This window comes from Sneathia vaginalis, from assembly GCF_000973085.1.
Classification (GTDB): Bacteria; Fusobacteriota; Fusobacteriia; order Fusobacteriales; family Leptotrichiaceae; genus Sneathia; species Sneathia vaginalis.
On the sequence record NZ_CP011280.1, the window covers coordinates 383,816 to 409,382 of the forward strand.

Consider the following 25,567-nt stretch of genomic DNA (forward strand, 5'->3'; position numbering starts at 1 on the left):
GATAAAATGAATGATATAAAATATAAATTTGAGACAGAATATGGAGAATTTTATCTAGTCGAAAATTCTAAATATGATGAAACTATGAAATATCCAGTATTTGTTTCAAAAGATTTAAAAGATTTTGGTGAGGTAGTTTTATTAAACTATCCCTTGCCAGTTCTAAAAACAAAAAATGAGGAAGTGATAACTCATTTAAAGAAAGCATGGGATGAAGGTTATAGCGATTTTTTAAGTGATATAGTTGGAAAGAATAACTTTTCACATATGTATAAAAGGGGCGATGACTTTTATTTAATTTTGAGAAATAAGGACTTTCAAATACAAGATACTTGTAATCTTGCAATATTTTCAAAAGGTGTTAATGAAATAGATGAATTAGGAACTATGGAAATTACAAAGAAAATATCAAGTGAGATATTAGAATTAGATCAAAATTTACAAAGTTGTGGATCTTTGGATTTAATTTTAGAATTATTAGAAGAAAATACAGATATGAAAAAGTATATTGAGTTTATAAAAAAGAACATTAAAGAAAGCGATATGGATGACTTATTCTTCTTTGATGAATACATATATGAGTTATTCTCTAAAAAATACATGGAAGTTTTAAATGATGTTGCACCATATAAGCATGATGGATTTGGAATAAAGGGTGTAGAAAGATTTGTAGATAGGGTATTAAAGAATGAATATAATGACGAATGTAAGTGTTGTAACGTTTGATTTAGATGGGACTTTAGTTGATACATTACCATCAATAGCAAATGCCTTTAATGAAATATTAAAAGAATATGGTTATGAAATATTTAGTGTAGAAAAGTATATGGACTTTATAGGCAATGGCTTTGGTGTAGCCTTTGATAGAATAAGAGAAGTAAGAAATATAAAGGAAGATAAGGAGGAGTTCTTATCTAGAGTACGTGATTACTATAACCTCAACTACTTAAAAGGTGCTAAAATATATGAGGGTATGGATAAATTACTTACATATTTAGAAAAAAAGAATATAGTTCTTGCTGTGATAACAAATAAGGATCAAATAACAGCCGAAAAATATTGTAATACCTTATTAAATAAATGGAAATTTAAATATATATTTGGAAATCCAGAAAATAATGCATATCCACCTAAACCTTATCCATATGGGCTTAAAATGATAGTAAAAGATGGATATAGTATAGACGAAATTATACATATAGGTGATATGATAGTTGATTATACAATGGCAAAAAATATGGGTGTAAGACAAATACACTGTAATTATGGCTATGAAAAAAGAAACTTTGAGTTTGAAAATTGTGTTGATAGAGCAGATGAGATAATAGGTATAATAAAGTGATAAGATATTGTATTAGAAAATTTTGTGATTACTATATAGAAAAAATAGATGAAAATCTTGAAAAAGAGGCTATTAAGATATTAAATGATGAAGAGCTAAGAATATATTTTAATATGGACTATTATGATAGATGGCATGGTCTATTAGTATACAGTATAATGAAAAAAGTTACGACTGATAGAAATTATTTAATATTTAGTATACTACATGATTGCGGTAAAAAAAGAGCATCATTTTTATTAAGAATAATACATAAGTTAGGTTTTGTAACAAGACTTAAAAATCATCCTAAGATAGGTTATGATATGTTGGAAAAGATTAATAAAGATGTTGCTATTTTAATATTACACCACCATGATAAAAATACTAGTGGGATGCTAAAGGTATTTCAAGATATTGATGATAGGAGTTAAAATGTATATAGTTGAAAAAGGTGATGTGGGTAAAAGAATTGATAAATATTTAAGTGAAAAATTAAATATTTCAAGAAATAGGGTAGCCTTATCACAAGTTTTTTCAAATGATAAATTAGTTAAGCCATCATACAAGGTATGTGAAAATGATAAAATTACATATGAAATAAAGGAAGATGAACCTATTGTCATAACTAAAGAAGACAAGAAGCTTGATATAGTTTATGAAGATGAATATCTTGCTATTATCAATAAGCCATATAATATGGTTGTTCATCCATGCAGTAGTTTTAGAGAAAATACACTAGTAAATGCATTGTTATCCAATTTTAAAAGTTTATCTAATGTAGATCCACTAAGACCAGGGATAGTTCATAGATTAGATAAGGATACTAGTGGCATATTAATAATAGCTAAGACAAATGCTTGTCATGAAAAATTGGTTCAAATGTTTAAAAATCATGAAATACATAAGACATATCTTGCTATACTAAAGGGAAAATTAAATAAGGATAGAGTAGAAGTAAGAACATATATAGGTAGAAGCAAAAAAGATAGAAAAAAGATGAGCTCTAATACTGATAATGGTAAACTTGCAATTAGTATTTTTAAACTAATAAAGGAAAATGACCTATACTCATATGTGAAAGTTGAGATATTAACTGGAAGAACGCATCAAATAAGGGTACACGCTAAAGAATTAAACCACCCCATATTAGGTGATCATGTGTATGGTAGAAATGATAAGTTTAATAGACAGCAATTGCATGCATATAGTGTGGAGTTTATACATCCATTTACAAATGAAAAAATGAAGTTTAGTGTGGATATTCCTTGTGATATGAAAGAAACATTAGAAAAGGTGAAATTATGCTAGAGTATAGAGATGTAATAGGTGTAGATGAAGCAGGGCGTGGGCCTTTATTTGGACCAGTTGTTGCTGCTTGTGTATATATATTAGATACTGATGATGAAATTTTTAATAAAATAAATGATTCTAAGAAGTTAACTGAAAAGAAAAGAGAGCAGATATATAAGGAATTGATAGTGTCAGATAAAATACAGTATGCTATAGGTGTTGCAAGTAGTGAAGAAATTGATAATATTAATATATTAAATGCTACTTTTTTAGCAATGAATAGGGCATTAGAAAAGCTTAAGATAACAGATAAAAAAGTTTTAGTTGATGGTAATCAAAAAATAAGAGGATGTAAGTTAGAGCAAGATTTTCTTGTAAAAGGAGATTCTAAAGATTTATCCATTGCCACAGCATCAATAATAGCAAAGGTTTATCGTGACCACTTACTATATGACTATGATGAAAAATATCCCTTATATGGCTTTAAAAATCATAAAGGTTATGGTACAAAAGCACATTATGAAGCTATAGAAAAATATGGGATATTAAAAGAACATAGAAAAAGTTTTTTAAAAAAAATATTAATGAAGTGATAGTATGAAATTAAATAGATGTATTAAGTGTTCAAATGTTGAACATGTAATTAAGAGTATATATTTACCAACAAAAGACATAGATGGTTGGATAAAAAATATTTTACCAACATCAGAGCTGTTTTACATTAAAATATGTAAAAATTGTGGATATACAGAAATATATTGTGCAAAATTAGTTGATAGGGATACTGAACATGGGAATATTTAGCTTTTTATTCGATAAACATGAATATGAAATTGGTAAAACCAAGTATGAACAAGTAAAAAAACTCGCACATTTTTATTCTATTGAAAATGTGCATTTTTCTATGTACTATAACGACTATTTTAGAGATATGATATATGAGCTAAAGTATAAAAGAAAAAAATATGTAGCAACAGCTATATATAGTATAATAAGGTCACAAGTTGAATTTGTTGTGGAAAGTCAAAAAATTGAATATATCATATGTGTTCCTACAAGTAAAGAGAGGATAAGAGATAGAGGCTTTGATCAGGTGGAATTAATTTTTGAAAAATTCAATTATCCCTTCTTAAAAATCAAAAAGATAAAAAATACAAAAAAGATGTCTAAATTATCCAAATCATATCAGAAAAATCTAAATATCCTACATAGTTTCGATGTTAAGAATTTAAATTTAAGTAATAAGACGGTATTAATAGTAGATGATATTATAACAACAGGGGCTACTGTTAATGAGATAAAAAAGTGCTTAGAAAAAGAATACAAGGGGATAAAAGTGTTATTCTATTCAATAGCTATTTCAAGAAAATTTATAAAATCTTTAATTGCAAAAAACCTCTGAAATTAGTATAATAGAATGGTTATCTATAATTAAAAGGAGATAAAAAAATGGACAAAATTTATGAATATATAAGAAGAGATATGGCATTTAGTCATGCAATAACCTTATTGAGTTGGGATTTAGAAACTGAAGCTCCAGTTAAGGCTATTGATGGTATAAGCAATACAATGGAAGTTTTAACACAATTACAGTATGAAAACTTTGTTAATGATGAATTTAAAAAGATGCTATATGATTTAGATGAGGATAAATTAAGCGAAATTGACAAAAAAGTAGTGAAAAAATTAAAAAAAGATGTATTTGAAAAGATGAGTAAGATACCTAAGGATGAATATGCAAAATACAGTTCACTAGTAACAAAGGCAACTCAAAAATGGGAAATAGCTAAGAATAAAGAAGACTATTCATTATTTAAAGATTATCTTCAAGACTTAATAGACACTAATAAGAAATTCATTCTTTATAGAGGCTACAAAAAAAATCCTTATGATGTTCTATTAGATGACTATGAAACAAATTTAACAGTAGAAAAAGCAGATAAGTTTTTTGATTTAATAAGAAAAGAATTAATACCATTTATTAAGGAAATAAGAAGTAAGGATACAACTAAATTAGAGGATATAAAAAAGAGATTTTACTCTGTTAAATTTAGCATAGAAGAACAAAGAGAAATATCAAAAATATTATCAAACATTATGGGGTTTGACTATGATAAAGGTGTAATAAAAGAAAGTGAACATCCATTTACAACTAATATGAATAATAAGGATGTTAGAATAACAACACACTATTATCTAGATGATGTATTATCAAGTATATATTCTACTGTTCATGAAACAGGTCACGCTATATACGAACAACAAGTAGATGATAAGTACAATGATACTGGTATATTATCTGGTGGTTCAACTATGGGTATACATGAATCACAATCTAGAATTTATGAAAATGTCATAGGTAAAATGAAAGAGTTTACAGATTTAATATATAGCTTATTAGAAAAATATAGAAAGCTTAATATATCAAAGGATGAATTCTATCTTCTAGTTAATGAAGTTAAAAATCAATATTATAGAACAGAAGCTGATGAAGTGACATATCCTATACATGTAATGATTAGATATGAAATAGAAAAATATATATTTTCTAACATAGATACTAAAATCAATGCTAGTGATTTAGAAAAAATGTGGAACGATCTATATGAAGAATATTTAGGTATAAGACCTAAAAATGCAAAAGAAGGAATATTACAAGATTCACATTGGGCAGGAGGAGCATTTGGATATTTTCCATCATATGCAATAGCAAGTGCATATGCATCACAAATCTACCACGCATTAGAAAAGAAAGTAGATGTAAAAAAAGCAATAGAAGACAAAGACTTTAAGAAAATAAATGATTTCTTAAGAGAAGGTATACATCAATATGGAAATTCTAAAACACCAGAAGAATTAATTAAATTATGTACTGGTGAAGAATTTAATCCAGAATACTATATCAAATATTTAAAATCAAAATATGAAAGAATATATAAGTAGGTGATAAAATGGAAAAAGTTAAACAATTTGCACTAGATATGATGAAGTTCATTGACGAAAGCCCTAGTGTTTATCATGTTGTAGAAAATGCAAAAGCCTTATTAGAAAAAAATGGCTTTAAAGAATTAGATATATGTTCCAAATGGAATATAGAATTAGGTAAAAAATATTATGTTAAAAAGACCAATTCAACAATATTAGCTTTTACTACACCAAATAAATTAGATGTAAAAAAAGGTATAAAAATATTTGCATCTCATACAGATAGTCCAAGTATTAGAATTAAGCCTAAAAGTGAAGTAGTAACTAATAATATGTTAAGATTAAATACTGAAGTATATGGAGGGCCTATACTATCAACATGGTTTGATAGACCCTTATCAATAGCAGGAAGACTATTAACAAGAAGTCAAGATGCATTCAAACCAAAAGTATCATACATTAATTTAAGTGATATAGTTGTTGTTATACCTAATTTGGCAATACATCAAAATAGGGATGTTAATAACGGACATAAAATAGACAAGCAAAAAGAATTATTACCCATAATTAGTCTAGTTAATGACACATTAGAAGCTGATAATTACTTATTAAAAACTATATCTAAAAAGTTAAATGTAGATATAGAAGACATATTAGACTTTGACTTAATGCTATATCCATTAGATAAAGGTAGACTTATGGGTGTAAATGAAGATATGTTAACTAGTACAAAGCTAGACAATCTTTTATCAGTATATACAGGTTTAATGGGAATAATAGAATCAAATAATGATTCAGAAAAAATAAATGTATTTGTTGGATTTGATAATGAAGAAATAGGAAGTTCAACAAAACAAGGTGCAGATTCAAATTATCTAGCACATATATTAGAAAGAATAGTATATTCATTAGGGTATAATAGACTAGATTACTTAGAAATATTAGCGTCATCATTTATGCTATCAGCAGATAGTGGACACGTAGCACATCCATCATTTATGGAAAAATTTGATATTACAAATCAATGTACAATGAATAATGGTGTTTCAATAAAGTTAAGTGTTAATCAAAGATATACATCAGATGGATATTCTATGGCAGTATTAAAAGAAATTGTAAGAGATAAGGATATTAAGTTACAAGTATTTGTAAATAATTCTAATGAAATAGGAGGTACTACAATAGGTCCTTTAAGTGCAAGTCACTTAGATATAGAAGCAGTAGATTTAGGAGTGCCTATTTTATCAATGCATTCTATAAGAGAAATGTGTGGAACATATGATGTCTTTTATTTAAAAGAGATTGCAAAAGAATATTTTAATAGATAGGGGGTATAAATTGGAAAAAGATTTAGAAATAATTGGTATATCAAAGTCTTTTGAAGGAGATAAAATATTAAATAATATAAATTTAAGTATAAGAAAAGGTGAATTTTTCTCTATACTAGGTCCATCTGGTTGCGGTAAAACAACTCTACTTAGAATGATAGCAGGGTTTATTTCACCAGATGAGGGAGAAATTAGGGTTAATGGTGAAAGGATAGATGTATTAGAACCTAATAAGAGAAATGTTAATACGGTATTTCAAAATTATGCATTATTCCCAAATATGACTATATTCGATAATATAGCCTTTCCACTAAAACTTAAGAAAATGAAAAAAAGTGAAATAGAAAAAGAAGTAAATAAGTATTTAGACTTAGTAGGTTTGAAAAAGCATAAAAATAAGTACCCCGCATCATTATCTGGTGGTCAAAAACAAAGAGTTTCTATTGCAAGAGCTTTGATAAATAAGCCAGAAGTTTTATTGTTAGATGAACCACTTTCAGCATTAGATGCAAAATTAAGACAAAGATTATTAATCGATTTAGATACAATACATGATGAAGTAGGTATAACATTTGTGTTTGTAACACATGATCAAGAAGAAGCACTGAGTGTTTCTGATAGAATAGCTGTTATGCACAATGGAAATGTGTTACAAGTAGGAACTCCAAATGAAATTTATGAAACTCCTGCTGATACTTTTGTTGCAGACTTTATAGGAGAAACTAATTTTATTAAAGGTAAAATAAAGGAAGTTTATGATAATTATGCAATAGCTGAGTCAAATGAAATAGGAGAATTTAAGGTAGAACTTGATAAAAATGTTAAAGTAGGAGATATGGTTAAATTAACTTTAAGACCTGAAAAGATTAAAGTGGATAATAAGCCACCTAAATTTAATGAAAAGTATAAGGTATTGCAAGGTGTAATAGATGAAGTAATCTATACAGGGTTTCAAAGTAAGTTGTTTATAAAAATTGAAGGAAATAATAGAATTATTAAAGCCTTTGACCAACATAGAGAATTCTTAGAAGAAGATGAATTATTCGAATGGAAAGAGAAGGTGTATTTCTACTGGAACTATGAAGATGCTTATCTTGTAGAGGTGATGTAGATGCATAAGAAAAATTTAAAATTACTATATTACCTTCCATTAACAATATGGATGAGTATATTTTTTGCAATACCAACAGGTATAATAGTATACTTTAGCTTTCTAAAAAAAGCTGCTTATGGTGGAATAGAAGGTTATACAACATTCACACTAAAAGCATATAGAAATCTATTAGATCCACAATTAGTAAAGGTGTTAATAAAGACCTTAAAAATATCTGTACTTATTACAGTTATAGTAATAATTTTAGCACTACCTACTGCGTACTTTATTTCAAGATCTAAGTATAAGAATTTATGGCTATTATTAATAATAATTCCATTTTGGACTAACTTTTTAGTTAGAATATTTGCGTTAATAGGTCTATTAGGTAATAATGGGTTGATAAATAAAGCATTGATGTGGATATTTAAATTAACTAGTCCTATACCTATGCTATACAATCAAAGAGCAGTAGTGATAATAAGTGTATATATATTGATGCCATATGCAATTTTACCTCTGTATACATCAATTGAAAAATTTGATTTTTCTCTAATAGATGCTGCAAGAGATTTAGGTGCAAATAAGTATCAAGCACTATTAAAAGTATTTTTACCTGGTATAAAAGGCGGTATAATTACAGCAATAGTACTAACATTTATACCTGCAATAGGGTCTTATGCTGTTCCAGATATAGTTGGAGGAACAGATGGTATTATGCTAGGTAATATTATTGCAAATAAGATGTTTGTTCTTCGTGATTGGCCATCAGCTGCAGCAATATCAACAATATTTATACTAATAACAATAGTTGCAATGTTCATAAATAAAGGTGGTGAAATTGATGAATAACGAAAAAAAAGTGATATCAACAATATTTTTTGCACTAGTAATGATATTTTTCTACTTACCCATAGTAATGTTAGTTGTTTTATCATTTAATGAATCAAAAACATATATGTGGACTAAGTTTTCATTAAAATGGTATAAAGATCTATTTTTAAATTCACCACATTTATGGGTAACTTTTGGAAGAAGTATAATAATAGCACTTAGTTCATCAGTGGCATCAGTAATTATTGCAACATTAGGTGCAATAGGTATAAAGTGGTATAACTTTAGAATGAAGAATTATGTTAAAATATTAAGTTATGTTCCATTAGTATTACCTGATTTAATAATAGGGGTATCATTATTAATATTTTTTAACATCAATAGAACAATACCACTTGGGATGTTAACTATATTTATAGCACACACAACATTTAATATACCTTTTTCTTTGTTTATAATAATGTCAAGATTAGATGAATTTGATTTTTCTATTGTTGAGGCAGCAAGAGACTTAGGTGCTACTGAATTTCAAGCATTAACTAAGGTAATAATCCCAACTATGATGCCAGGAATAATATCAGCATTCTTGATGTCATTAACATTATCATTAGATGATTTTGTAATAACAAGCTTTGTTACTGGAACAAATTCAGATACTTTACCTATACAAATATACTCAATGCTTAAATTTGGAATAACACCAACAATAAATGCACTTTCAACAATCTTAATAATTGGCACATTAATTTTATCAGTATCTAGTACAAAACTACAAAAATATTTATTAAATTAAAACAATAGTCATTCTCTTTTTAAAAAATTATAGTATAATATATTAACACTATATTAAAGAGGAGGACTTTATGTTCGGTTATTTACAAAAAATTGGAAAAGCCTTGATGGTTCCTGTTGCAGTATTACCTGCAGCGGCAGTTCTTATGGGAATAGGTTATTGGATTGACCCTGTTGGTTGGGGTAGTAATTCACAACTTGCAGCATTTCTTATTAAATCAGGAGCAGCAATAATAGACAGTATGCCTATATTATTTGCAGTTGGTGTTGCTTTTGGTCTTTCTAGAGATAAAAATGGTGCTGCAGCTTTAACAGGACTTGTAGCATTTTTAGTTGTTACTACATTACTTTCAACTAATGCTGTTGCACAACTTACAAATACTCCAGTTGAAAATGTTTCACCTGCATTTGGAAAAATAAATAATCAATTTATAGGTATTCTATGTGGGGTTATATCTGGAGAATTATACAACAGATTCTATAATATTGAATTACCTAAGTTTTTAGCATTCTTTAGTGGTAAGAGATTTGTTCCTATTATTACATCAATTGTAATGTTAGTAGTGTCATTTATTTTACTATACGTATGGCCAGCAATTTACTCAGCATTAGTTAGTTTTGGTATAAAGATTGCAACATTAGGACCTGTAGGTGCAGGGATTTATGGATTCTTTAATAGACTTTTAATACCAGTAGGACTACACCATGCATTAAATTCAGTTTTCTGGTTTAACGTTGCTGGTATAAATGATATAGGAAGATTCTGGGGATCACCTGAATTAGCATATGCCGATTTACCAGAAGCTGTAAAAGGAGCTTATCATGTTGGTATGTATCAAGCAGGATTTTTCCCTATTATGATGTTTGGTCTATTAGGAGCTTGTGCAGCATTTATTAAGACTTCTAAGCCACAAAATAGAAATAAGATAATGTCAATTATGGTGGCAGCAGGATTTACTTCATTTTTCACAGGAGTAACTGAACCTATAGAATTTGCATTTATGTTTGTTGCACCAGTACTATACTTAGTGCACGCAATCTTAACAGCTATATCAGTGTTTATAGCAGCAAGCTTTAATTGGGTAGCTGGATTTGGGTTCTCTGCAGGGTTTGTTGACTTTGTATTATCATCAAGATTACCAAATGCACATAAACCATACATGCTTATACTTTTAGGAATAATATTCTTCGTTCTTTACTATGTAATATTTACTACTTTAATAAGAGTATTTAATTTAAAGACACCAGGTAGAGAAGATGATGAAGAAGGTACTGAAAAAGTAAGAAAAACAAAATTAAATCATAATGCATTAGCAACTGCTTTAATACCATTACTTGGTGGTTTGGAAAATATAGAAGAAATAGATTGTTGTACAACAAGACTAAGATTAACAGTTAAAGATAGTTCTGTTATAAACGACAAAGAAATAAAGAAACTAGTTCCTGGTATATTAAAACCAAATAAAAAAGCAGTACAAGTAATTATTGGACCTGAAGTAGAATTTGTTGCTGATGAAATTAGAAATTATATTGACAAAAAATCTATATAAAGTTAAAATAGAAGTGAAGATGGATTTATCCATACTGGTAATTTCTATGAATACTGAATGAGAGTTTAAGCGTAATGATAAGTACGTCAGACATAGAGCCACTCAATTTAAAAATGAGTGGTATTTTTTTAAGGAGAATTATGAATTTATATATATTTTCAGATGAATCTGGTGTATTTGATAAGAAACACAATGTTGTTTTTGTGTTTGCAGGAATAGTATTTACAGATAAGAATAGTGTTCTAAAGAGTATGAATAAGTACATCAATGTAGAAAGGCATATAAAAAGGAAGTTAAATATGCCAAAAGATATAGAGCTAAAAGCAACTATGTTAAATGAAGATAATAAAAGAAAATTATTAAGATCTATAAAGTGTGATAGAAGATTTTTTGTTGTCATAAATCAAGAAAAAGTTTTTGATAGGATTTTTGATGATAAAAAAAGTAAACAAAGATACTTAGATTATGCATACAAGATGGGAATAAAAAGAATGTTAGAAAAAATGGGTGTTGATTTAAGTCAAATCCATAATTTATACATTTACTGTGATGAACATACAATTGCAAGTAATGGAGTTTATGATTTGAAAACAGGTATATATAGGGAATTAAAAATAGGGACAGAAAATTTTGAATATAACTTCATAACTAAGCCCATATTACCTAATTTACAGACAGTAACAGTTACATATTGTGATTCTAAAGAAAATGCCCTAATTAGATATACAGATATATTAGCTAATAGACTTTTTAATATATTAAGAAGTAATAAGGTCGTAGAAAACAAAAAAGATATAATAACAAGGTTGCCGTAAAACACTTGACAAACTCATTATTAATTTTGTATAATCTTCTTTGTACGGCAGCATGGTCGAGGGGCTTAGGCAGAGGTCTGCAAAACCTTTTACATCAGTTCGAGTCTGATTGCTGCCTCCATAATTAATTTAAGATTGTTAATCAATCTTTTTTTATTGTAATTTTATCATATACAGAATATTTTTCTTTTTTACACTTAAAGCCCAATATCTTTTCTATATTAACATTAAATACACTTTGCATTATTCTTTTTTTAATATCTTTATCTTTTTCAACAAGACTATTTAATAGTGCTTTTGTATCTCTTCTTTTACTATCAAGTATACCCTTAGCAACTTCACAACCGCAAGCCATGGGAGTTAAGTCTATGTATTTAACAAACCTTCTTATATCCTTTTCTTCAACATAAAAAAGAGGTCTTATTAACTCTATATCAAAATTATCTGAGTGTAGTTTAGGTAGCATAGTTTCAACTTTTCCCATATAGAACATACTCATAACAGTTGTTTCAACCACATCATCCATATGATGACCTAGTGCTAGTTTATTACACCCAAGTTCCACAGCGTGTGAATAAAGACTTCCACGACGAAGTCTAGCACACATATAGCAAGGTTTTTTAGGATCCATTTTTTGAGCTATTTTAAATACATTATCATCATATATATGACAAGGTATATTCAAGTTTTTTACATTTTCTTTTAACATTTTAAGATTTTCTTCTGTAAATCCTGGATTCATTGATAAGAAAACAACTTCAAAATTAACTGTACTAACTCTTTTTAATTCTTGAAATAATTTGGCTAGAACTAAAGAGTCTTTACCACCAGATATTGCAACAGCAATTTTATCTCCCTCATTAACTAAGTTAAAATCTTTTAATGCGTGAATAAATGGAGACCATAAAACTCTTTTAAATTTTTTTTGTAGTGCTCTTTCAACATCAATTAAAGGTTTCATAGTCGTCCTTTCTTTAAGAATTCAATTACAGGATCGTTATCCTTGTCTCCTCTTATTGTTTCATAATCAAAATATGTATAGTAAACTTCATATGAATTATCTTCAAATATATTAAATATTAATTTAGCACCTACAGGATATTTTTCTATTGATCTTTCATTAGGTTCATAAGTAATACCTAGTTTTGAAAAAATTAATGATAGATTAGAGTCATGTCCCACTATTAGTGAAAATTTATTAGGACTATATAGTTCTGCTTTTAATATCTTATCATATACATTTCCATTTGCATTATCTTGATAGTACTTATCTGAGAAAACGCAGTCTAAAAACATATCTTTAGCTCTTGACATAAATTTTATGTCTTTTATAAACTGAGAACTTTTAAATATTTTATCTTCATCAAAACCTTCATAATATTTAAGTATGAATAAATCACAAATATCGGTTGCAATTTTTAAAGCACCACGTATATGTAAGAATTTATCATCGTCAATAAAGAAAGTTGTTTTTTTATCAGAAATAGTACCTTTTTCTACACCAAGTAGTTCTTCCATCTTTGTATATACAGGTAAAAATTCTTTGTCTATAATAGGACCTTTTTCTTGTAATACAGTTTTTTTGTTGTCAAATAAAAGGCAAAAGTCCAAATCCATTTGCTTAAATCCACTAAGTCTTGTATTAATTTGAACATCTTCATAAGGCATCATTCCTAGAGCAATGCATCTTGCTGTAAGATATGTACGTCTCATTGAATTAGAAAAAATACTATCTATTTTTTTACCTTTAAAAAAATCTCTAAAATATATACCAAATTTATGCTCTAAAAGTTCACCTCTTTTAGTTAGGATTCCCATTTCATCGTCTGAAAAGTCCCAATTAGTAATATCGTGTCCAAAAAGATCAATAAATTGTTGTTTGTAAATTAATGGATAACGTAGACCGTGTCTACTGAATATAACAGTTTTTTTAATATCCATGAGCCCTCCTTCTTGATTTTATTGTACAAGAATTATATCTTTTTTACAAGTAATAACTACAATTAATGCTTAAATAAGTCAAGCATTAATGAAATTTATAGTTCCATTAATTAAATATATTTTACAACCCATGTAAATAGTAGTATAATGCACATATCAAAAAAAATAAGGAGATATACACATGAAAAAATTTTTAAGTTTAGTAATCGCATTGTTATTAACTTTAACAAGTTGTGGATCAAAATCGAACAACAATGAAATACTTGTTGGTGTACCAGAACCTTTAACAGGAGAATATGCACAATATGGAAATTCAATTAAAGAAGGAATTGAATTAAAGATTGCTGAAATTAATGAAAAAGGTGGAATTAATGGGAAGAAAGTAAAGGCAATTTATCAAGATACAAAAGGAGATGTACAAGAAGTAGTAAATATATTTAAACAAATGGCAAATCAAAAAGTTGATGTCGTCATCGGGGAAGCAATTTCAGCTAACTCATCTGCATTAGCAGAATTAGCACAAAAAGCAAAAATACCTATGATAACTCCAGCAGGAACTGCAATGGATATAACAAAGGATAGAGACTATGTATTCAGAACTACATTTACAGATCCATATCAAGGAGAAGTGTTAGCGAAATACTTAAAGAAAGAAGGAGCAACTAACGTAGCTTTATTAACAAATAATGGAAGTGACTATTCAGTTGGTGTAGCAAATTCATTCAAAGCAACAGCTAGCAAAGAAGGTGTAAGTGTTACAGAAGAATGTTATACAAACAGTGATAAAGACTTTAAGAGTGTATTAACAAAATTAAAGAATATGGGTGTTAAGACAATAGTAATACCTGACTACTACAACACAATAGGATTAATATTATCACAAGCAAAAGAAGTTGGATTAGAAGCACAATACTATGGTGCAGATGGTTGGGACGGAATACAAGATAGCTTCGCTAAATTAGCTGATGGAGCAGTGTTCTCATCACAATTTACATCTGATGATACTTCACCAGCAGTACAAGAATTCATAAAGAATTACAAGAAGAAATTTAATAAAGAACCTCTAATATTTGCAGCACTTGGTTATGACGCAATGACTACAATAGAAAATGCAATAAAACAAGGTGGAAATTTAAGAGATGCATTAGCTAAGACAGACTTAGAATTATTAACAGGGCATATAAAATACGATGAAAATAGAAACCCTAAAAAGAAAGTAAGTTTTGTTCAAATAAAAGATGGAAAACAAGTATTAAAAGAAAAATTCGGAGATTAAAATGATTAAAAATTTAATAGATCAGACTATAATAGGTCTTCAGACAGGTAGTATTTATGCATTGATAGCATTGGGATACACCATGGTATATGGAATTGTAAAACTTATAAACTTTGCACATGGTGATTTGTTAATGGTAGGTGCATATGTAACATATTATGGCGTAGAAAAAGGTTTACCTTTTTCTATTGCCATTTTAATATCAATAATTTTTTGTGCTATTCTAGGAATATTAATAGACTTTTTTGCATATAAGCCATTGAGAAATGCACCTAGAATGTCAGTATTAATAACAGCAATAGGAGTCAGCTTCTTATTAGAAAGCGTAGCATTGATAATATTTGGAGCAGCACCAAAGGTTATTAAACATGAATATATACCTAAGTATTTTAGCACAACAGATAGCATTAATATATTTAATTTTTCAGTAAGTTATTTATCAGTAGTAGTAATTCTAGTATCAGTATTATGTATGGTATTATTACATCTATTCATAACTTATACAAAAATGGGTAAAGCAACAAGAGCTGTTGCACAGGATAGTGATGCAGCTAATTTGATGGGTATAAATTCAAATTTAACTATATCATTAACATTTGCAATAGGTTCAGCATTAGGAGCATTAGGTGGAGTTATGTATGCTTTAATGTATCCTAGAATAGAACCGTATATGGGTATAATGCCAGGGCTTAAAGCCTTTATAGCCGCTGTATTTGGTGGAATAGGAAGTATACCAGGTGCCATGTTTGGTGGATATATGCTAGGTATGATAGAAACATATACTAAAGCATATATATCAACAAGTTGGGCAAATCCTATAGTATTCTTGTTGTTGATAATAATATTACTTGTTAAACCAAGTGGAATATTTGGTAAAAATGTTAAGGAGAAAGTATGATGAAGTTAAAAATTAAAGATAGTTTTATTGTAGGAGTATTACTTATTGCTATTTATGCTTTTCTTTACTTAACAATAATGAATGAAGGTGTATTTAGCTATAAGGCAGGAATATATATTAATATATTAATAGCAATACTATTTGCAGTAAGTTTAAATATTACAGTAGGACTAATGGGACAATTAAACCTAGGTTTTGCTGGGTTCATATCAATAGGTGCTTATACAGGTGCAGTAATTACAAGAGCAATGAGTAATGTAAATATTAATGATAATATTAAATTAGTAATTGCATTAATTGCTGCTGGTATAGTAGCAGGTATATTCGGTGTTATAGTCTCAGCATTGACTTTAAGATTAAAAGGAGACTATTTAGCAATAATTACACTAGCTTTTGGAGAAATGGTTAGATATGTAATACAAAATATAGACTTTTTAGGTGGTGCAGCTGGATTTAAAAACATACCGATAATTACTAATTTTACTAATACATATATTGTAACAATAATCAGTTTAATTATTATCATCCGTCTTATGACATCAGGATATGGTAGACTTGTATTATCAATACGTGAAGATGAAATAGCTAGTGAAAATATTGGTATAAATACTAACATGGTAAAGATATATGGATTTTTCATATCATCATTTTTTGCAGGAGTAGCAGGTGTACTATTTGCACATAATTTAGGGGTATTATCACCAGATAAGTTCTCTTTTGTATATTCAATCGAAATATTAGTTATGGTAGTATTTGGTGGAATAGGAAGTATAACAGGATCAATAGTTTCAGCATCCTTCATCACTATTATTAACGAACTATTAAGACAAGTTTCTGAATATAGAGTATTGATTTATTCAGTTGTCTTAATTATGATAATGATCTTTAGACCTGAAGGGCTTTTAGGAACAAGTGAATTAACTTTAAAAAAGATTAAGGAGAAAATACGAAAATGTTATTGGAAGTAAAAAAAGCTGGAATAAAGTTTGGTGGATTACAGGCTGTTAGTGATGTTGATATAGAAGTAGATAATAATCAGCTAGTAGGATTAATAGGTCCTAATGGTGCAGGTAAAACTACAATATTCAACCTTTTAACAGGTGTGTATACAGCTGATTCAGGGAGTATTTGTATAAATAATACGGATATTACAAAGAAGAAAACATATGAAATAGTGCGTTTAGGATTAGCAAGAACATTTCAAAATATACGTCTATTTAAGCATTTGACAGTTTTAGAAAATATTAAAATGGCATATCAGTATAAGGTGAAATATTCAAATCTAGATGCAATATTTAGAAATAGAGAATATAGAAAAAGAGAAAATGAAGCTACAAGAAAAGCAATTGAGTTGTTGGATATATTTGATATGAAAGATTTGGCAGAATTTAAAGCAGAAAGCTTATCATACGGACAACAAAGAAAACTAGAAATTGCAAGAGCGTTAGCAACTAAACCAAAATTGTTACTTCTAGATGAACCAGCAGCAGGGATGAATCCACAAGAAACATTAGAATTAATGAATATTATTAAATTAATAAAGGAAAAATTTAATATTTCAATACTATTAATAGAACATGATATGAAATTAGTCATGGGTATTTGTGAAAAACTTTATGTTTTGAATTTTGGTAAGATAATAGCACATGGAACACCACATGAAATTCAAAATAATAAGGAAGTTATTAAGGCATATTTAGGAGAATAAATGAAGTTATTAGAAGTAGAATCAATGAATGTATATTACGGCGGTATTCACGCTGTTAAAAATCTTACCTTCTATATTAATAAAGGAGAAATAGTGGCACTAATAGGAGCAAATGGAGCTGGTAAGACAACTACATTACAAACTATTTCAGGTTTGTTAGTTCCTAAATCAGGTCAAATAGAATTTAAAGGTATAGATGTAACGAAAGTGAAGGCACATAAATTGGTTGAGATGGGCGTATCACATACTCCAGAAGGAAGAAGAATATTTACAGAATTAACAGTTTTAGAAAACCTAGAATTAGGAGCATATACTAGAAGTAATAAGGAAGCAAAAGAAAGTATAAAAGAAATGTTTGAACTCTTTCCAAGACTTAAAGAAAGAAAGAATCAATTAGCAGGTACTATGAGTGGTGGAGAACAACAAATGCTAGCAATAGCAAGATCATTAATGTCAAAACCAGAACTATTATTACTAGATGAACCATCTATGGGATTAGCACCTATACTTGTAGAAGAAATATTTAAAATTATTAGAAAGATAAATGACTTAGGTGTTACAGTCTTACTAGTAGAACAAAATGCAAATCAATCATTAGCAATTGCTAATAGGGCATATGTACTAGAAACAGGTGAGATAGTAATGGAAGGTACAGGTAAGGAATTACTTGAAAATCAAGATATAAAGAAGGCCTATTTAGGGTCTTAAGAAGGAATAGTTAGTTCGCTAACTATTTTTTTTACGTAATCGTGCTAAATTAAATTGATTAATTTAGGAAAATACAGTAAAATATGGAATGTAACAAAAATAATCGTGCGTTAATCGTGCGAAATTCATAGCACGATTGCTATAAAACCCAGTAAAATAGGGAAAATAATCGTGCAATTTATTAACTATATATTTTTTATAACATATGTTATAATACAAACAGGAGGTGATTATGAAGAAATATATAATTTTAAGTATGATAATTTCTTCAATAGCAGTATCAAAAGATATTGAAGGTAGAGTTAATATAGGTGCAAGTGCAAGTTTTGGAATAGAAGGTTTATCTAGTATTAATATAGATAAAATGGGTACTATACAAATGTTCAAAACAAAGGTAGATGCACCAACTACAAATAATTTACAAAATTTTGTAGATAGTATAGAAAAAATTGATAATAAGGAAAAGAATAATAACAATAGCAATAGCAATAATAGTAGCAATAACAATAATAGTAGTAATAATACTACTACATCACAAAAACCTAATAAAAAGGTAGAGCCAAAACAACTTTTAAAAAAATTAATACTAAGAGGTATACAACTAGATTCTACATTATTTGATGGTTACATTAAAATGAATAAAATAGGTACAACTTTAGGTGCGAAAGTTTATGGTAAAACTAGTAGAATAGGTGAAGATATTAATATATACAAGGTAGGAAAAGCTAAGGTATTTTTAAATATAGATAATAATAAGTTTAAGAGCAATAATACATTGTATATAACAGGATATGATAAGAAAAATATAGGACTTGATAAGTATAGAGTAGAAGATAGTGCTGAAGACAAGTCAAATATGCAATTTGATTCAGATGGAGTTATTAGTCCATTTGAAACTAAGGTGAAACCAGAATTGGCATACAGGGTGAGTTTAGGTAAAAGAAAAGAATTCTTACTTGCACCAGGTATTTCAACAAATTTAATTGATAATGATAAATACAGATTAAATTTAACAGCTAATTACTATATCTCAAACTATAAGGCAGATAAATTTGATATAGATGAAGTTAAATATGATCTCCAAGATTTAGCACCAGGGAAACAAGAAGTTGAATATTTCAAAAACTGGGAATTAGGAAAAGAGAGAAATATTGAAGAAGGTATACTAGATGGAAATAATGGTTCAATTCGATCAATTGGTCACCCAACAGGAGCACTATATGGTGAAAGTGTTGTTTCATATGCAATGAATAAGGCATATGACTACCTTATTAATAATTCAGGTAGTGCTGGTAAAAAAATAGATGAAATAGTAAAAAGAATTAGAAATGAAAATGGCAAAGCTAGTTTAAAAGATATTACCTCCTTAGCAAGCAAACAAAGTCAAGAACAATTAATTAGTTTAAAAAATGATTTTCCTAAGATGTATGAAACATTTTTAAAAGATGCCCTATTAGAACTAGGTGTAACACCAGGAAATAGAGAAATATCAAGCTATCATCTAAAACAATATATACCACCACATTCATTAGACTACATACTACCACAACAACAAAATACAAAAGAAGTAAAGGTACAAGACAGAAGTGCAATTACAGAAGGTGAAAGTGAGAATAGTAATAAGTTTGGTGAATTAGAGTATTTATTCCCACAACAAAAATTAAAGGGAGTTACAAGTATAGTTGAAAATGTTAAGTTTATAAACTCTGTTGAAGATTTAACTAAAATATTCGAAAATATAAGACCTAGTATTGAATATTTTGGAAAAATAAAAAATAATTTATTTATAGAAGGAGCAAATGGTCTCATATCAGGCGAATTGAAACAAAACTTAAAAAAATTAAAAGATGAAACTGTAAAAAATAGAAAGAAAATAAATGAAATATTAGATGAAAGTGTATCATTATTAAAAACAATGAATAAAGAGATGTATAATAATAAAAATAAAACTATAAATAATACCATAAATGAATTAGTAAAAACTAAACAAAATATTCAATCAACAATCAATGTTATTAGTGGAAAGACATTTAAAGATGTAAAATGGTATAATGTTTTAAGTGTTATAAGTGATGTAAAAAATTTTATTGAAACAATATTTTCAATGAGAGATGTTGATAAAAACTATAAAGCCAATATCGAAAATGTTGTAGGTGAATTTGGAACCAAAATGGTTAAAGATGCAACAGACATAATCTTTGAACCTGAAAATGTTCCTAACTTTGATATGCTTCTAGGTCTTAATATAGTTAAGAGTGAACATGATGCTGTTAAGTATGATTATGAAGCTAAGATGTTGAAAAAATTAAATGAACCTAAATATGCTGTTCATAATGGTGGTGTAGGTCATGGGTTAAATATTAATCTTAGATATGATAATAAGGTGAAGCCTATTTACCTAAATACTAATGTTGATATGTTACATTACAGTAATGTAAATAATCATATGAATAGGGTGGCACTTTCTAATGAACTAGGATATACACCAAATAAATTTGATTTTGTAGCTAAAACAGATTTAGCGTATAAAGATATTAAGCTTAATGATTTGGCGTATAGTAAACTTAATGCAGACTTAGATTTATCATTGAAATTTAAGTTACGTTCTCGTAATTCTAAGTGGTTATTAAGACCAGGTATAGAATATGTTGGTAATTATGAATATGTTAATACAAAAAATAGTGTAGAACCTGTTGAAATATTTAAACGTGATAAAAAGGGAAATTTAATTGATAAGAAGAAAGGTAATTCTGTTGATATTACTAAAGAATCAAGATACAAGTATGGAAAAAACTTGAAAGAAGAATTTCAAACTCAAACAGTTACACATAGTAAAAAATGGTTGAAGCCTACTCATACAATAATACCAAGTGTAGATCTAATATATACACCTACAAAAAATATTGATATATCATATGGAGTTATTGTTCCTGTGAAGTTTATAGGCAAAGATTTTGATGGTATTATGATAAAGAATAAGGTGGGAGTAGGAATAAAATTTTAAAAAAAGGCAACTTGCCTTTTTTTTATAGTCTTTTTTTGATATAATATATTAAAGACTGATACAGATACTGAAAAAAGAATTTATTCTTTTAGCGCCAGGGCTAGAGATAGTTGACGAGGACAAAGTTATCGAAATATTCGGCGGATGCTTTGCGGAATGTCTATTCCGATAGGATATTAATTATTCATAGACATCAGTCATTAAGGAGGAATACATATGTGCGGAATAGTAGGATATTTCGGAGACAAAAAAGCAAGTGACATAATTCTTGATGGATTATCAAAATTAGAATATAGGGGTTATGACTCAGCAGGTATCGCTGTAATTAGTGATGGAGAAATTAAATCAAGAAAACACAAAGGTAAATTAAGTGTTTTAGTTGAAAGTTTAAAAAAAGAAGATATATTTGGTCATGTTGGAATAGGTCATACAAGATGGGCAACACATGGTGCACCATCTGATGTAAATTCACATCCACATTTTAATAATGACAAGAGTATAGCTGTTGTACATAATGGGATAATAGAAAATTATCAAGAGTTAAAAAAAGAATTGGAAGAAAAAGGTGCAAAATTTGTTTCAAGTACAGATACAGAAGTAGTTGCACATCTAATATCATTGTATTATACAGGATCACTAAAAGAAGCTGTGTATAAGGCAACAAAGAGACTAGAAGGTAGTTATGCATTAGGAGTAATTTGTAAGAATAATCCAGAAGAATTAGTTGCTGTTAGAAAATCATCACCATTAATCTTAGGTTTAGGTGAAAATGAGTATTTTATAGCCTCTGATATACCAGCAATATTAAAATACACAAGAGAAGTTGTGTACTTAGAAGATCATGATTTGGTAGTGATAAATAGAAGTGGTGTAAGTATATATGACGAACAAATGAATAAAGTAAAAAGAGAAGTTAATCATGTAGAATGGGATATACAAGCTGCAACTAAGGGTGGATATGATTTTTTTATGGATAAAGAAATACATGAACAAAAAGAAGCAGTGAAAAATACCATAGAAAAAAGTTTGTTAAACCTTAGAGAAATTAATATAGATTTTAGTGATATTGATAAGATATATATAGTAGCATGTGGAACTGCATATAACGCAGGTACAATAGGTAAGTATTACTTCCAAGAATACTTGAATAAGCCAGTATATACAGATATCGCATCAGAATTTAGATACAATAAGCAATTTATAGACCAACACACCCTAGTTATACTAGTAAGTCAATCTGGAGAAACTGCAGATACTTTAGCAGTGTTAAGAAAAGTTAAAGAACATGGTTGTAAAGTCTTAGCAGTAACAAATGTAGTTGGTTCTACAATATCAAGAGAAGCAGATAATGTATTCTATACATTTGCAGGTCCAGAAATTGCAGTTGCATCAACTAAAGCGTATACTACACAAATAGTATCATTATACTTAATTGCAAGATATTTCTCTACTACAAAGGAAGAATATGAAGATGTTCTTAAAGAAGCAGTTAAAATATGTCCTTTAATTGATGAAGTATTAGAAAAAGAAAAAGATATCAAAGAAATTGCAAGAAAGTTTATTAACGCTAAGAGTATATTCTATTTAGGTAGATCAATAGACCATGCATTAGCAAATGAAGGAGCATTAAAGCTAAAAGAAATTTCATACATTCATGCAGAAAGTTTTGCAGCTGGTGAATTAAAACATGGGACTATAGCATTAATTGAAAATATGACACCAGTAGTTGCAATAATGACGCAAAAAGACTTGTATGACAAGATGTTATCTAATATACAAGAAGTTAAGGCAAGAGGAGCATATATTGTAGCAGTTACAAATGACAATGAAAAGATAAAGTTTGCAGATGACACAATACAAATACCAGAATTTTGTCAAATGTTAACACCAATATTAGCAGTAATACCATTACAAATACTTGCATATTACACATCATACCTAAAAGGTTATGACGTAGATAAACCAAGAAATTTAGCTAAGTCAGTTACGGTGGAATAATGAAGTGGGAAGATATATTAAAAGATGAGTACAATAAGGAATATTTTCTAAATCTAAAAAATTTTTTAGAACAAGAATACGGAAAATATACAGTATTTCCTAAAAAATCTGATATATTTAAGTCATTAAAATTAACGGAATATGAGGATACAAGGGTTGTGATATTAGGACAAGATCCATATCATGATGATAATCAAGCAAATGGGCTAGCATTTTCTGTTAATGATGGAATAAAGTTACCACCATCATTAGTGAATATATATAAGGAGATAGAGAGTGAATATCAGTGTAAAGTAAATAGAAGGGGTAATTTAGAGTATTTAGCAAGACAAGGAGTCCTACTATTAAACACGGTATTAACTGTAAGAGCACATAATGCAAATTCGCATAAAGATATGGGCTGGGAAATATTTACTGATAAGATAATTGAAAAATTAAATGAAAGAGAAGATCCAGTGATATTTGTATTATGGGGTAATAATGCAATAAAAAAAGAAAAGTTGATAAATAAGGGAAGACACTATGTGTTAACTGCAGCACACCCAAGTCCTTTATCAGCATATCGTGGATTTTTTGGCTGTAATCATTTTAAGAAGATAAATGAAATATTAAGATATTTGAATAAGGAAGAAATTAAGTGGACATAGGAAGGTAGAAAAATGTTTGAAAACGTTGAATATACATTATTACAAAAAGGAAAAGATTTTGAATTTAAGTCAATAGAATATGATTCAAGAAAAATTGAAAAAGGTGATATATTTGTTGCTATGAAAGGTTTTAATACTGATGGTAATAACTATGTAGAAAAAGCTATACAAAATGGAGCTGTATGTATATTAACTGATGAGAAAGAGCATGATGTAAAAAAATATCCAGATATCACTTTTTACTATATCCCAGATTTAAGAAAGCATTTGGGTGTAATATGTGCTAATTTATACAACCATCCAGAAAAGAAATTAAAGATAATAGGTGTAACAGGGACTAATGGTAAGACAACAAGTACATATATATTAGAAAATGTATTACCTAATAGTTCAAGAATAGGTACTACAAATTACAGAGTTGGTGATAAATATTATGAAGCACATAATACAACACCTGAGTCTATGGATATAATAAAGTTGATGGATGAGAGTGTAAAAAAAGGTATAGAATATTTTCTGATGGAAGTAAGTTCACATGCACTTGCATTAGGACGTGTGGATATGTTGAAGTTTGATGGTGCGATATTTACTAATTTAACACAAGACCATCTAGATTATCACAAAACATTTGAAAACTATTTCAAAGCAAAATGTCATTTAATAGACTTATTAAAAGATAATAGCAAGATAAGCGTCAATATTGATGACAAGTACATTAAGACTATTAAATCAGATAAGCTTAATACTTTTGGAGTAGAAAATGGAGATATACGTGGTAAGGTAATAAGCTATACAACAAGTGGAATGAATGTAGAGATAAAGGTAAAAAATGAAGTAAAAAGATTTCACACAAAATTAATTGGAGCATATAATCTGTATAACATATTAGGGGTTGTATCTGTTCTTGTTAATTTAGGAATTGATTTCTCATATATAGTAGACAGAATTTCAAAAATGGAACCAGTGGTAGGAAGATTTGAGCTTATAGAAAACAATCTAGGAGCAAGAATAGTTGTAGATTATGCACATACACCAGATGGTTTAGAAAATGTTTTAAAGACATTAAAAGGTATAACTGATGGTAAGATGTATGCAGTATTTGGTGCAGGTGGAGATAGAGATAAAACAAAACGCCCTATAATGGGTAAAATTGCCTGCAAATATGCTGACTATATCCTAATAACCTCAGATAATCCTAGAACAGAATACCCTATTAGCATTATGAATGACATAGAAAAAGGAATAATAGAGGCAAAATATACCAACTATACTAAAATTGAAAAAAGAGAAGAAGCTATACAAAAGGCAGTATCCTTACTAAAAAGTGGAGATTCTCTAATAATAGCTGGTAAAGGACATGAAACATATCAAATAATTGGTAAAACAACAAGATATTTTTCAGACAAAGAAGAAGTAAAAAAATGTTTAAAATAAAA

25 protein-coding genes and 1 tRNA gene are annotated in these 25,567 nt (G+C 28.3%); 24 read left to right on the plus strand and 2 right to left on the minus strand.

From position 1 onward, the window contains the following. The first annotated feature begins 6 nt into the window (after nt 1–6). From VC03_RS01890 to VC03_RS01960, 15 genes are all read left to right on the plus strand, one after another. Complete coding sequence (locus VC03_RS01890) at nt 7–726, plus strand: hypothetical protein (RefSeq protein WP_046328421.1); 720 nt, start codon at nt 7–9, stop codon at nt 724–726. Continuing rightward, nucleotides 698–1,342 carry an HAD family hydrolase gene (locus tag VC03_RS01895; RefSeq protein WP_158500352.1) on the plus strand — a complete coding sequence of 215 codons (645 nt, stop codon included), beginning with the start codon at nt 698–700 and terminating at the stop codon, nt 1,340–1,342. The genes VC03_RS01890 and VC03_RS01895 overlap by 29 nt, the downstream gene beginning before the upstream one ends. After that, the gene (locus VC03_RS01900; RefSeq protein WP_046328423.1) at nt 1,339–1,755 is read left to right on the plus strand and encodes an HD domain-containing protein; all 417 of its coding nucleotides are present in this window, start codon (nt 1,339–1,341) and stop codon (nt 1,753–1,755) included. Before VC03_RS01895 ends, VC03_RS01900 begins: the two co-directional genes overlap by 4 nt. Nucleotide 1,756: 1 nt before the next feature. Continuing rightward, the gene (locus VC03_RS01905; protein ID WP_052727651.1) at nt 1,757–2,632 is read left to right on the plus strand and encodes an RluA family pseudouridine synthase; all 876 of its coding nucleotides are present in this window, start codon (nt 1,757–1,759) and stop codon (nt 2,630–2,632) included. Next, a complete protein-coding gene (locus VC03_RS01910) occupies nt 2,626–3,207 on the plus strand; it encodes a ribonuclease HII (RefSeq protein ID WP_046328425.1) in 582 nt (193 codons plus the stop codon). The genes VC03_RS01905 and VC03_RS01910 overlap by 7 nt, the downstream gene beginning before the upstream one ends. Nucleotides 3,208–3,211: 4 nt before the next feature. Beyond that, nucleotides 3,212–3,418 (plus strand): zinc ribbon domain-containing protein, encoded by a 207-nt coding sequence (locus tag VC03_RS01915; protein WP_046328426.1) that lies wholly within the window; start codon nt 3,212–3,214, stop codon nt 3,416–3,418. Further along, nucleotides 3,405–4,016: a ComF family protein gene (locus VC03_RS01920; RefSeq protein WP_052727652.1), complete on the plus strand. Its 612-nt coding sequence runs from the start codon at nt 3,405–3,407 to the stop codon at nt 4,014–4,016. The genes VC03_RS01915 and VC03_RS01920 overlap by 14 nt, the downstream gene beginning before the upstream one ends. 47 nt (nt 4,017–4,063) lie before the next feature. Then, a complete protein-coding gene (locus VC03_RS01925) occupies nt 4,064–5,557 on the plus strand; it encodes a carboxypeptidase M32 (RefSeq protein ID WP_046328427.1) in 1,494 nt (497 codons plus the stop codon). A gap of 8 nt (nt 5,558–5,565) precedes the next feature. Further along, nucleotides 5,566–6,867: a M18 family aminopeptidase gene (locus VC03_RS01930; RefSeq protein WP_046328428.1), complete on the plus strand. Its 1,302-nt coding sequence runs from the start codon at nt 5,566–5,568 to the stop codon at nt 6,865–6,867. Nucleotides 6,868–6,877: 10 nt separating this feature from the next. Then, complete coding sequence (locus VC03_RS01935; protein ID WP_144406226.1) at nt 6,878–7,978, plus strand: ABC transporter ATP-binding protein; 1,101 nt, start codon at nt 6,878–6,880, stop codon at nt 7,976–7,978. Further along, nucleotides 7,979–8,812, plus strand: coding sequence for an ABC transporter permease (locus VC03_RS01940; protein ID WP_046328429.1), 834 nt, complete (start codon nt 7,979–7,981; stop codon nt 8,810–8,812). It abuts the gene before it with no gap. Further along, nucleotides 8,805–9,587: an ABC transporter permease gene (locus VC03_RS01945; protein WP_046328430.1), complete on the plus strand. Its 783-nt coding sequence runs from the start codon at nt 8,805–8,807 to the stop codon at nt 9,585–9,587. Before VC03_RS01940 ends, VC03_RS01945 begins: the two co-directional genes overlap by 8 nt. A gap of 70 nt (nt 9,588–9,657) precedes the next feature. Next, nucleotides 9,658–11,136: an N-acetylglucosamine-specific PTS transporter subunit IIBC gene (gene nagE, locus VC03_RS01950; protein ID WP_046328431.1), complete on the plus strand. Its 1,479-nt coding sequence runs from the start codon at nt 9,658–9,660 to the stop codon at nt 11,134–11,136. Nucleotides 11,137–11,276: 140 nt separating this feature from the next. Beyond that, entirely contained in the window at nt 11,277–11,951 is a 675-nt protein-coding gene (locus tag VC03_RS01955; protein ID WP_046328432.1) for a DUF3800 domain-containing protein, read from the plus strand. A 46-nt stretch (nt 11,952–11,997) separates the two neighbouring features. After that, nucleotides 11,998–12,072, plus strand: a tRNA-Cys gene (locus VC03_RS01960). A 21-nt stretch (nt 12,073–12,093) separates the two neighbouring features. Here VC03_RS01960 and VC03_RS01965 read toward each other — a convergent pair. Further along, on the minus strand, nt 12,094–12,912 hold the full coding sequence (locus tag VC03_RS01965; protein ID WP_046328433.1) for a tRNA 2-thiocytidine biosynthesis TtcA family protein: 819 nt from the start codon (nt 12,910–12,912) through the stop codon (nt 12,094–12,096). Continuing rightward, nucleotides 12,909–13,892: a histidine-type phosphatase gene (locus VC03_RS01970; protein ID WP_046328434.1), complete on the minus strand. Its 984-nt coding sequence runs from the start codon at nt 13,890–13,892 to the stop codon at nt 12,909–12,911. The genes VC03_RS01965 and VC03_RS01970 overlap by 4 nt, the downstream gene beginning before the upstream one ends. Before the next feature lie 181 nt (nt 13,893–14,073). Between VC03_RS01970 and VC03_RS01975 the strand changes: the two genes are divergently transcribed. The 9 genes from VC03_RS01975 to VC03_RS02015 all read left to right on the plus strand — a co-directional run bounded on the left by VC03_RS01975 (nt 14,074) and on the right by VC03_RS02015 (nt 25,565). After that, complete coding sequence (locus VC03_RS01975; RefSeq protein WP_046328435.1) at nt 14,074–15,168, plus strand: ABC transporter substrate-binding protein; 1,095 nt, start codon at nt 14,074–14,076, stop codon at nt 15,166–15,168. Between the two features lies 1 nt (nt 15,169). Further along, the gene (locus VC03_RS01980; RefSeq protein WP_046328436.1) at nt 15,170–16,066 is read left to right on the plus strand and encodes a branched-chain amino acid ABC transporter permease; all 897 of its coding nucleotides are present in this window, start codon (nt 15,170–15,172) and stop codon (nt 16,064–16,066) included. After that, a complete protein-coding gene (locus tag VC03_RS01985) occupies nt 16,063–17,034 on the plus strand; it encodes a branched-chain amino acid ABC transporter permease (RefSeq protein WP_046328437.1) in 972 nt (323 codons plus the stop codon). The genes VC03_RS01980 and VC03_RS01985 overlap by 4 nt, the downstream gene beginning before the upstream one ends. Continuing rightward, nucleotides 17,019–17,774 (plus strand): ABC transporter ATP-binding protein, encoded by a 756-nt coding sequence (locus VC03_RS01990; protein WP_046328438.1) that lies wholly within the window; start codon nt 17,019–17,021, stop codon nt 17,772–17,774. Before VC03_RS01985 ends, VC03_RS01990 begins: the two co-directional genes overlap by 16 nt. Beyond that, complete coding sequence (locus VC03_RS01995; RefSeq protein WP_046328439.1) at nt 17,775–18,482, plus strand: ABC transporter ATP-binding protein; 708 nt, start codon at nt 17,775–17,777, stop codon at nt 18,480–18,482. Nucleotides 18,483–18,714: 232 nt separating this feature from the next. Next, complete coding sequence (locus VC03_RS02000; protein ID WP_046328440.1) at nt 18,715–21,486, plus strand: hypothetical protein; 2,772 nt, start codon at nt 18,715–18,717, stop codon at nt 21,484–21,486. Between the two features lie 216 nt (nt 21,487–21,702). After that, nucleotides 21,703–23,484, plus strand: a complete 1,782-nt coding sequence (glmS, locus tag VC03_RS02005) for a glutamine--fructose-6-phosphate transaminase (isomerizing) (protein WP_046328441.1) — start codon at nt 21,703–21,705, stop codon at nt 23,482–23,484. Next, a complete protein-coding gene (locus VC03_RS02010; RefSeq protein ID WP_046328442.1) occupies nt 23,484–24,131 on the plus strand; it encodes a uracil-DNA glycosylase in 648 nt (215 codons plus the stop codon). Before glmS ends, VC03_RS02010 begins: the two co-directional genes overlap by 1 nt. Before the next feature lie 12 nt (nt 24,132–24,143). Continuing rightward, nucleotides 24,144–25,565 carry a UDP-N-acetylmuramoyl-L-alanyl-D-glutamate--2,6-diaminopimelate ligase gene (locus VC03_RS02015; protein ID WP_046328443.1) on the plus strand — a complete coding sequence of 474 codons (1,422 nt, stop codon included), beginning with the start codon at nt 24,144–24,146 and terminating at the stop codon, nt 25,563–25,565. Nucleotides 25,566–25,567 lie beyond the last annotated feature (2 nt).

Coding starts and splice junctions, on each gene's coding strand:
- VC03_RS01890 (WP_046328421.1), top strand. CDS start 7: ATGAATGATATAAAATATAAATTTGAGACAGAATATGGAGAATTTTAT.
- VC03_RS01895 (WP_158500352.1), top strand. CDS start 698: ATGACGAATGTAAGTGTTGTAACGTTTGATTTAGATGGGACTTTAGTT.
- VC03_RS01905 (WP_052727651.1), top strand. CDS start 1,757: ATGTATATAGTTGAAAAAGGTGATGTGGGTAAAAGAATTGATAAATAT.
- VC03_RS01910 (WP_046328425.1), top strand. CDS start 2,626: ATGCTAGAGTATAGAGATGTAATAGGTGTAGATGAAGCAGGGCGTGGG.
- VC03_RS01915 (WP_046328426.1), top strand. CDS start 3,212: ATGAAATTAAATAGATGTATTAAGTGTTCAAATGTTGAACATGTAATT.
- VC03_RS01920 (WP_052727652.1), top strand. CDS start 3,405: ATGGGAATATTTAGCTTTTTATTCGATAAACATGAATATGAAATTGGT.
- VC03_RS01925 (WP_046328427.1), top strand. CDS start 4,064: ATGGACAAAATTTATGAATATATAAGAAGAGATATGGCATTTAGTCAT.
- VC03_RS01930 (WP_046328428.1), top strand. CDS start 5,566: ATGGAAAAAGTTAAACAATTTGCACTAGATATGATGAAGTTCATTGAC.
- VC03_RS01940 (WP_046328429.1), top strand. CDS start 7,979: ATGCATAAGAAAAATTTAAAATTACTATATTACCTTCCATTAACAATA.
- VC03_RS01945 (WP_046328430.1), top strand. CDS start 8,805: ATGAATAACGAAAAAAAAGTGATATCAACAATATTTTTTGCACTAGTA.
- nagE (WP_046328431.1), top strand. CDS start 9,658: ATGTTCGGTTATTTACAAAAAATTGGAAAAGCCTTGATGGTTCCTGTT.
- VC03_RS01955 (WP_046328432.1), top strand. CDS start 11,277: ATGAATTTATATATATTTTCAGATGAATCTGGTGTATTTGATAAGAAA.
- VC03_RS01965 (WP_046328433.1), bottom strand. CDS start 12,912: ATGAAACCTTTAATTGATGTTGAAAGAGCACTACAAAAAAAATTTAAA.
- VC03_RS01970 (WP_046328434.1), bottom strand. CDS start 13,892: ATGGATATTAAAAAAACTGTTATATTCAGTAGACACGGTCTACGTTAT.
- VC03_RS01975 (WP_046328435.1), top strand. CDS start 14,074: ATGAAAAAATTTTTAAGTTTAGTAATCGCATTGTTATTAACTTTAACA.
- VC03_RS01980 (WP_046328436.1), top strand. CDS start 15,170: ATGATTAAAAATTTAATAGATCAGACTATAATAGGTCTTCAGACAGGT.
- VC03_RS01985 (WP_046328437.1), top strand. CDS start 16,063: ATGATGAAGTTAAAAATTAAAGATAGTTTTATTGTAGGAGTATTACTT.
- VC03_RS01990 (WP_046328438.1), top strand. CDS start 17,019: ATGTTATTGGAAGTAAAAAAAGCTGGAATAAAGTTTGGTGGATTACAG.
- VC03_RS01995 (WP_046328439.1), top strand. CDS start 17,775: ATGAAGTTATTAGAAGTAGAATCAATGAATGTATATTACGGCGGTATT.
- VC03_RS02000 (WP_046328440.1), top strand. CDS start 18,715: ATGAAGAAATATATAATTTTAAGTATGATAATTTCTTCAATAGCAGTA.
- glmS (WP_046328441.1), top strand. CDS start 21,703: ATGTGCGGAATAGTAGGATATTTCGGAGACAAAAAAGCAAGTGACATA.
- VC03_RS02010 (WP_046328442.1), top strand. CDS start 23,484: ATGAAGTGGGAAGATATATTAAAAGATGAGTACAATAAGGAATATTTT.
- VC03_RS02015 (WP_046328443.1), top strand. CDS start 24,144: ATGTTTGAAAACGTTGAATATACATTATTACAAAAAGGAAAAGATTTT.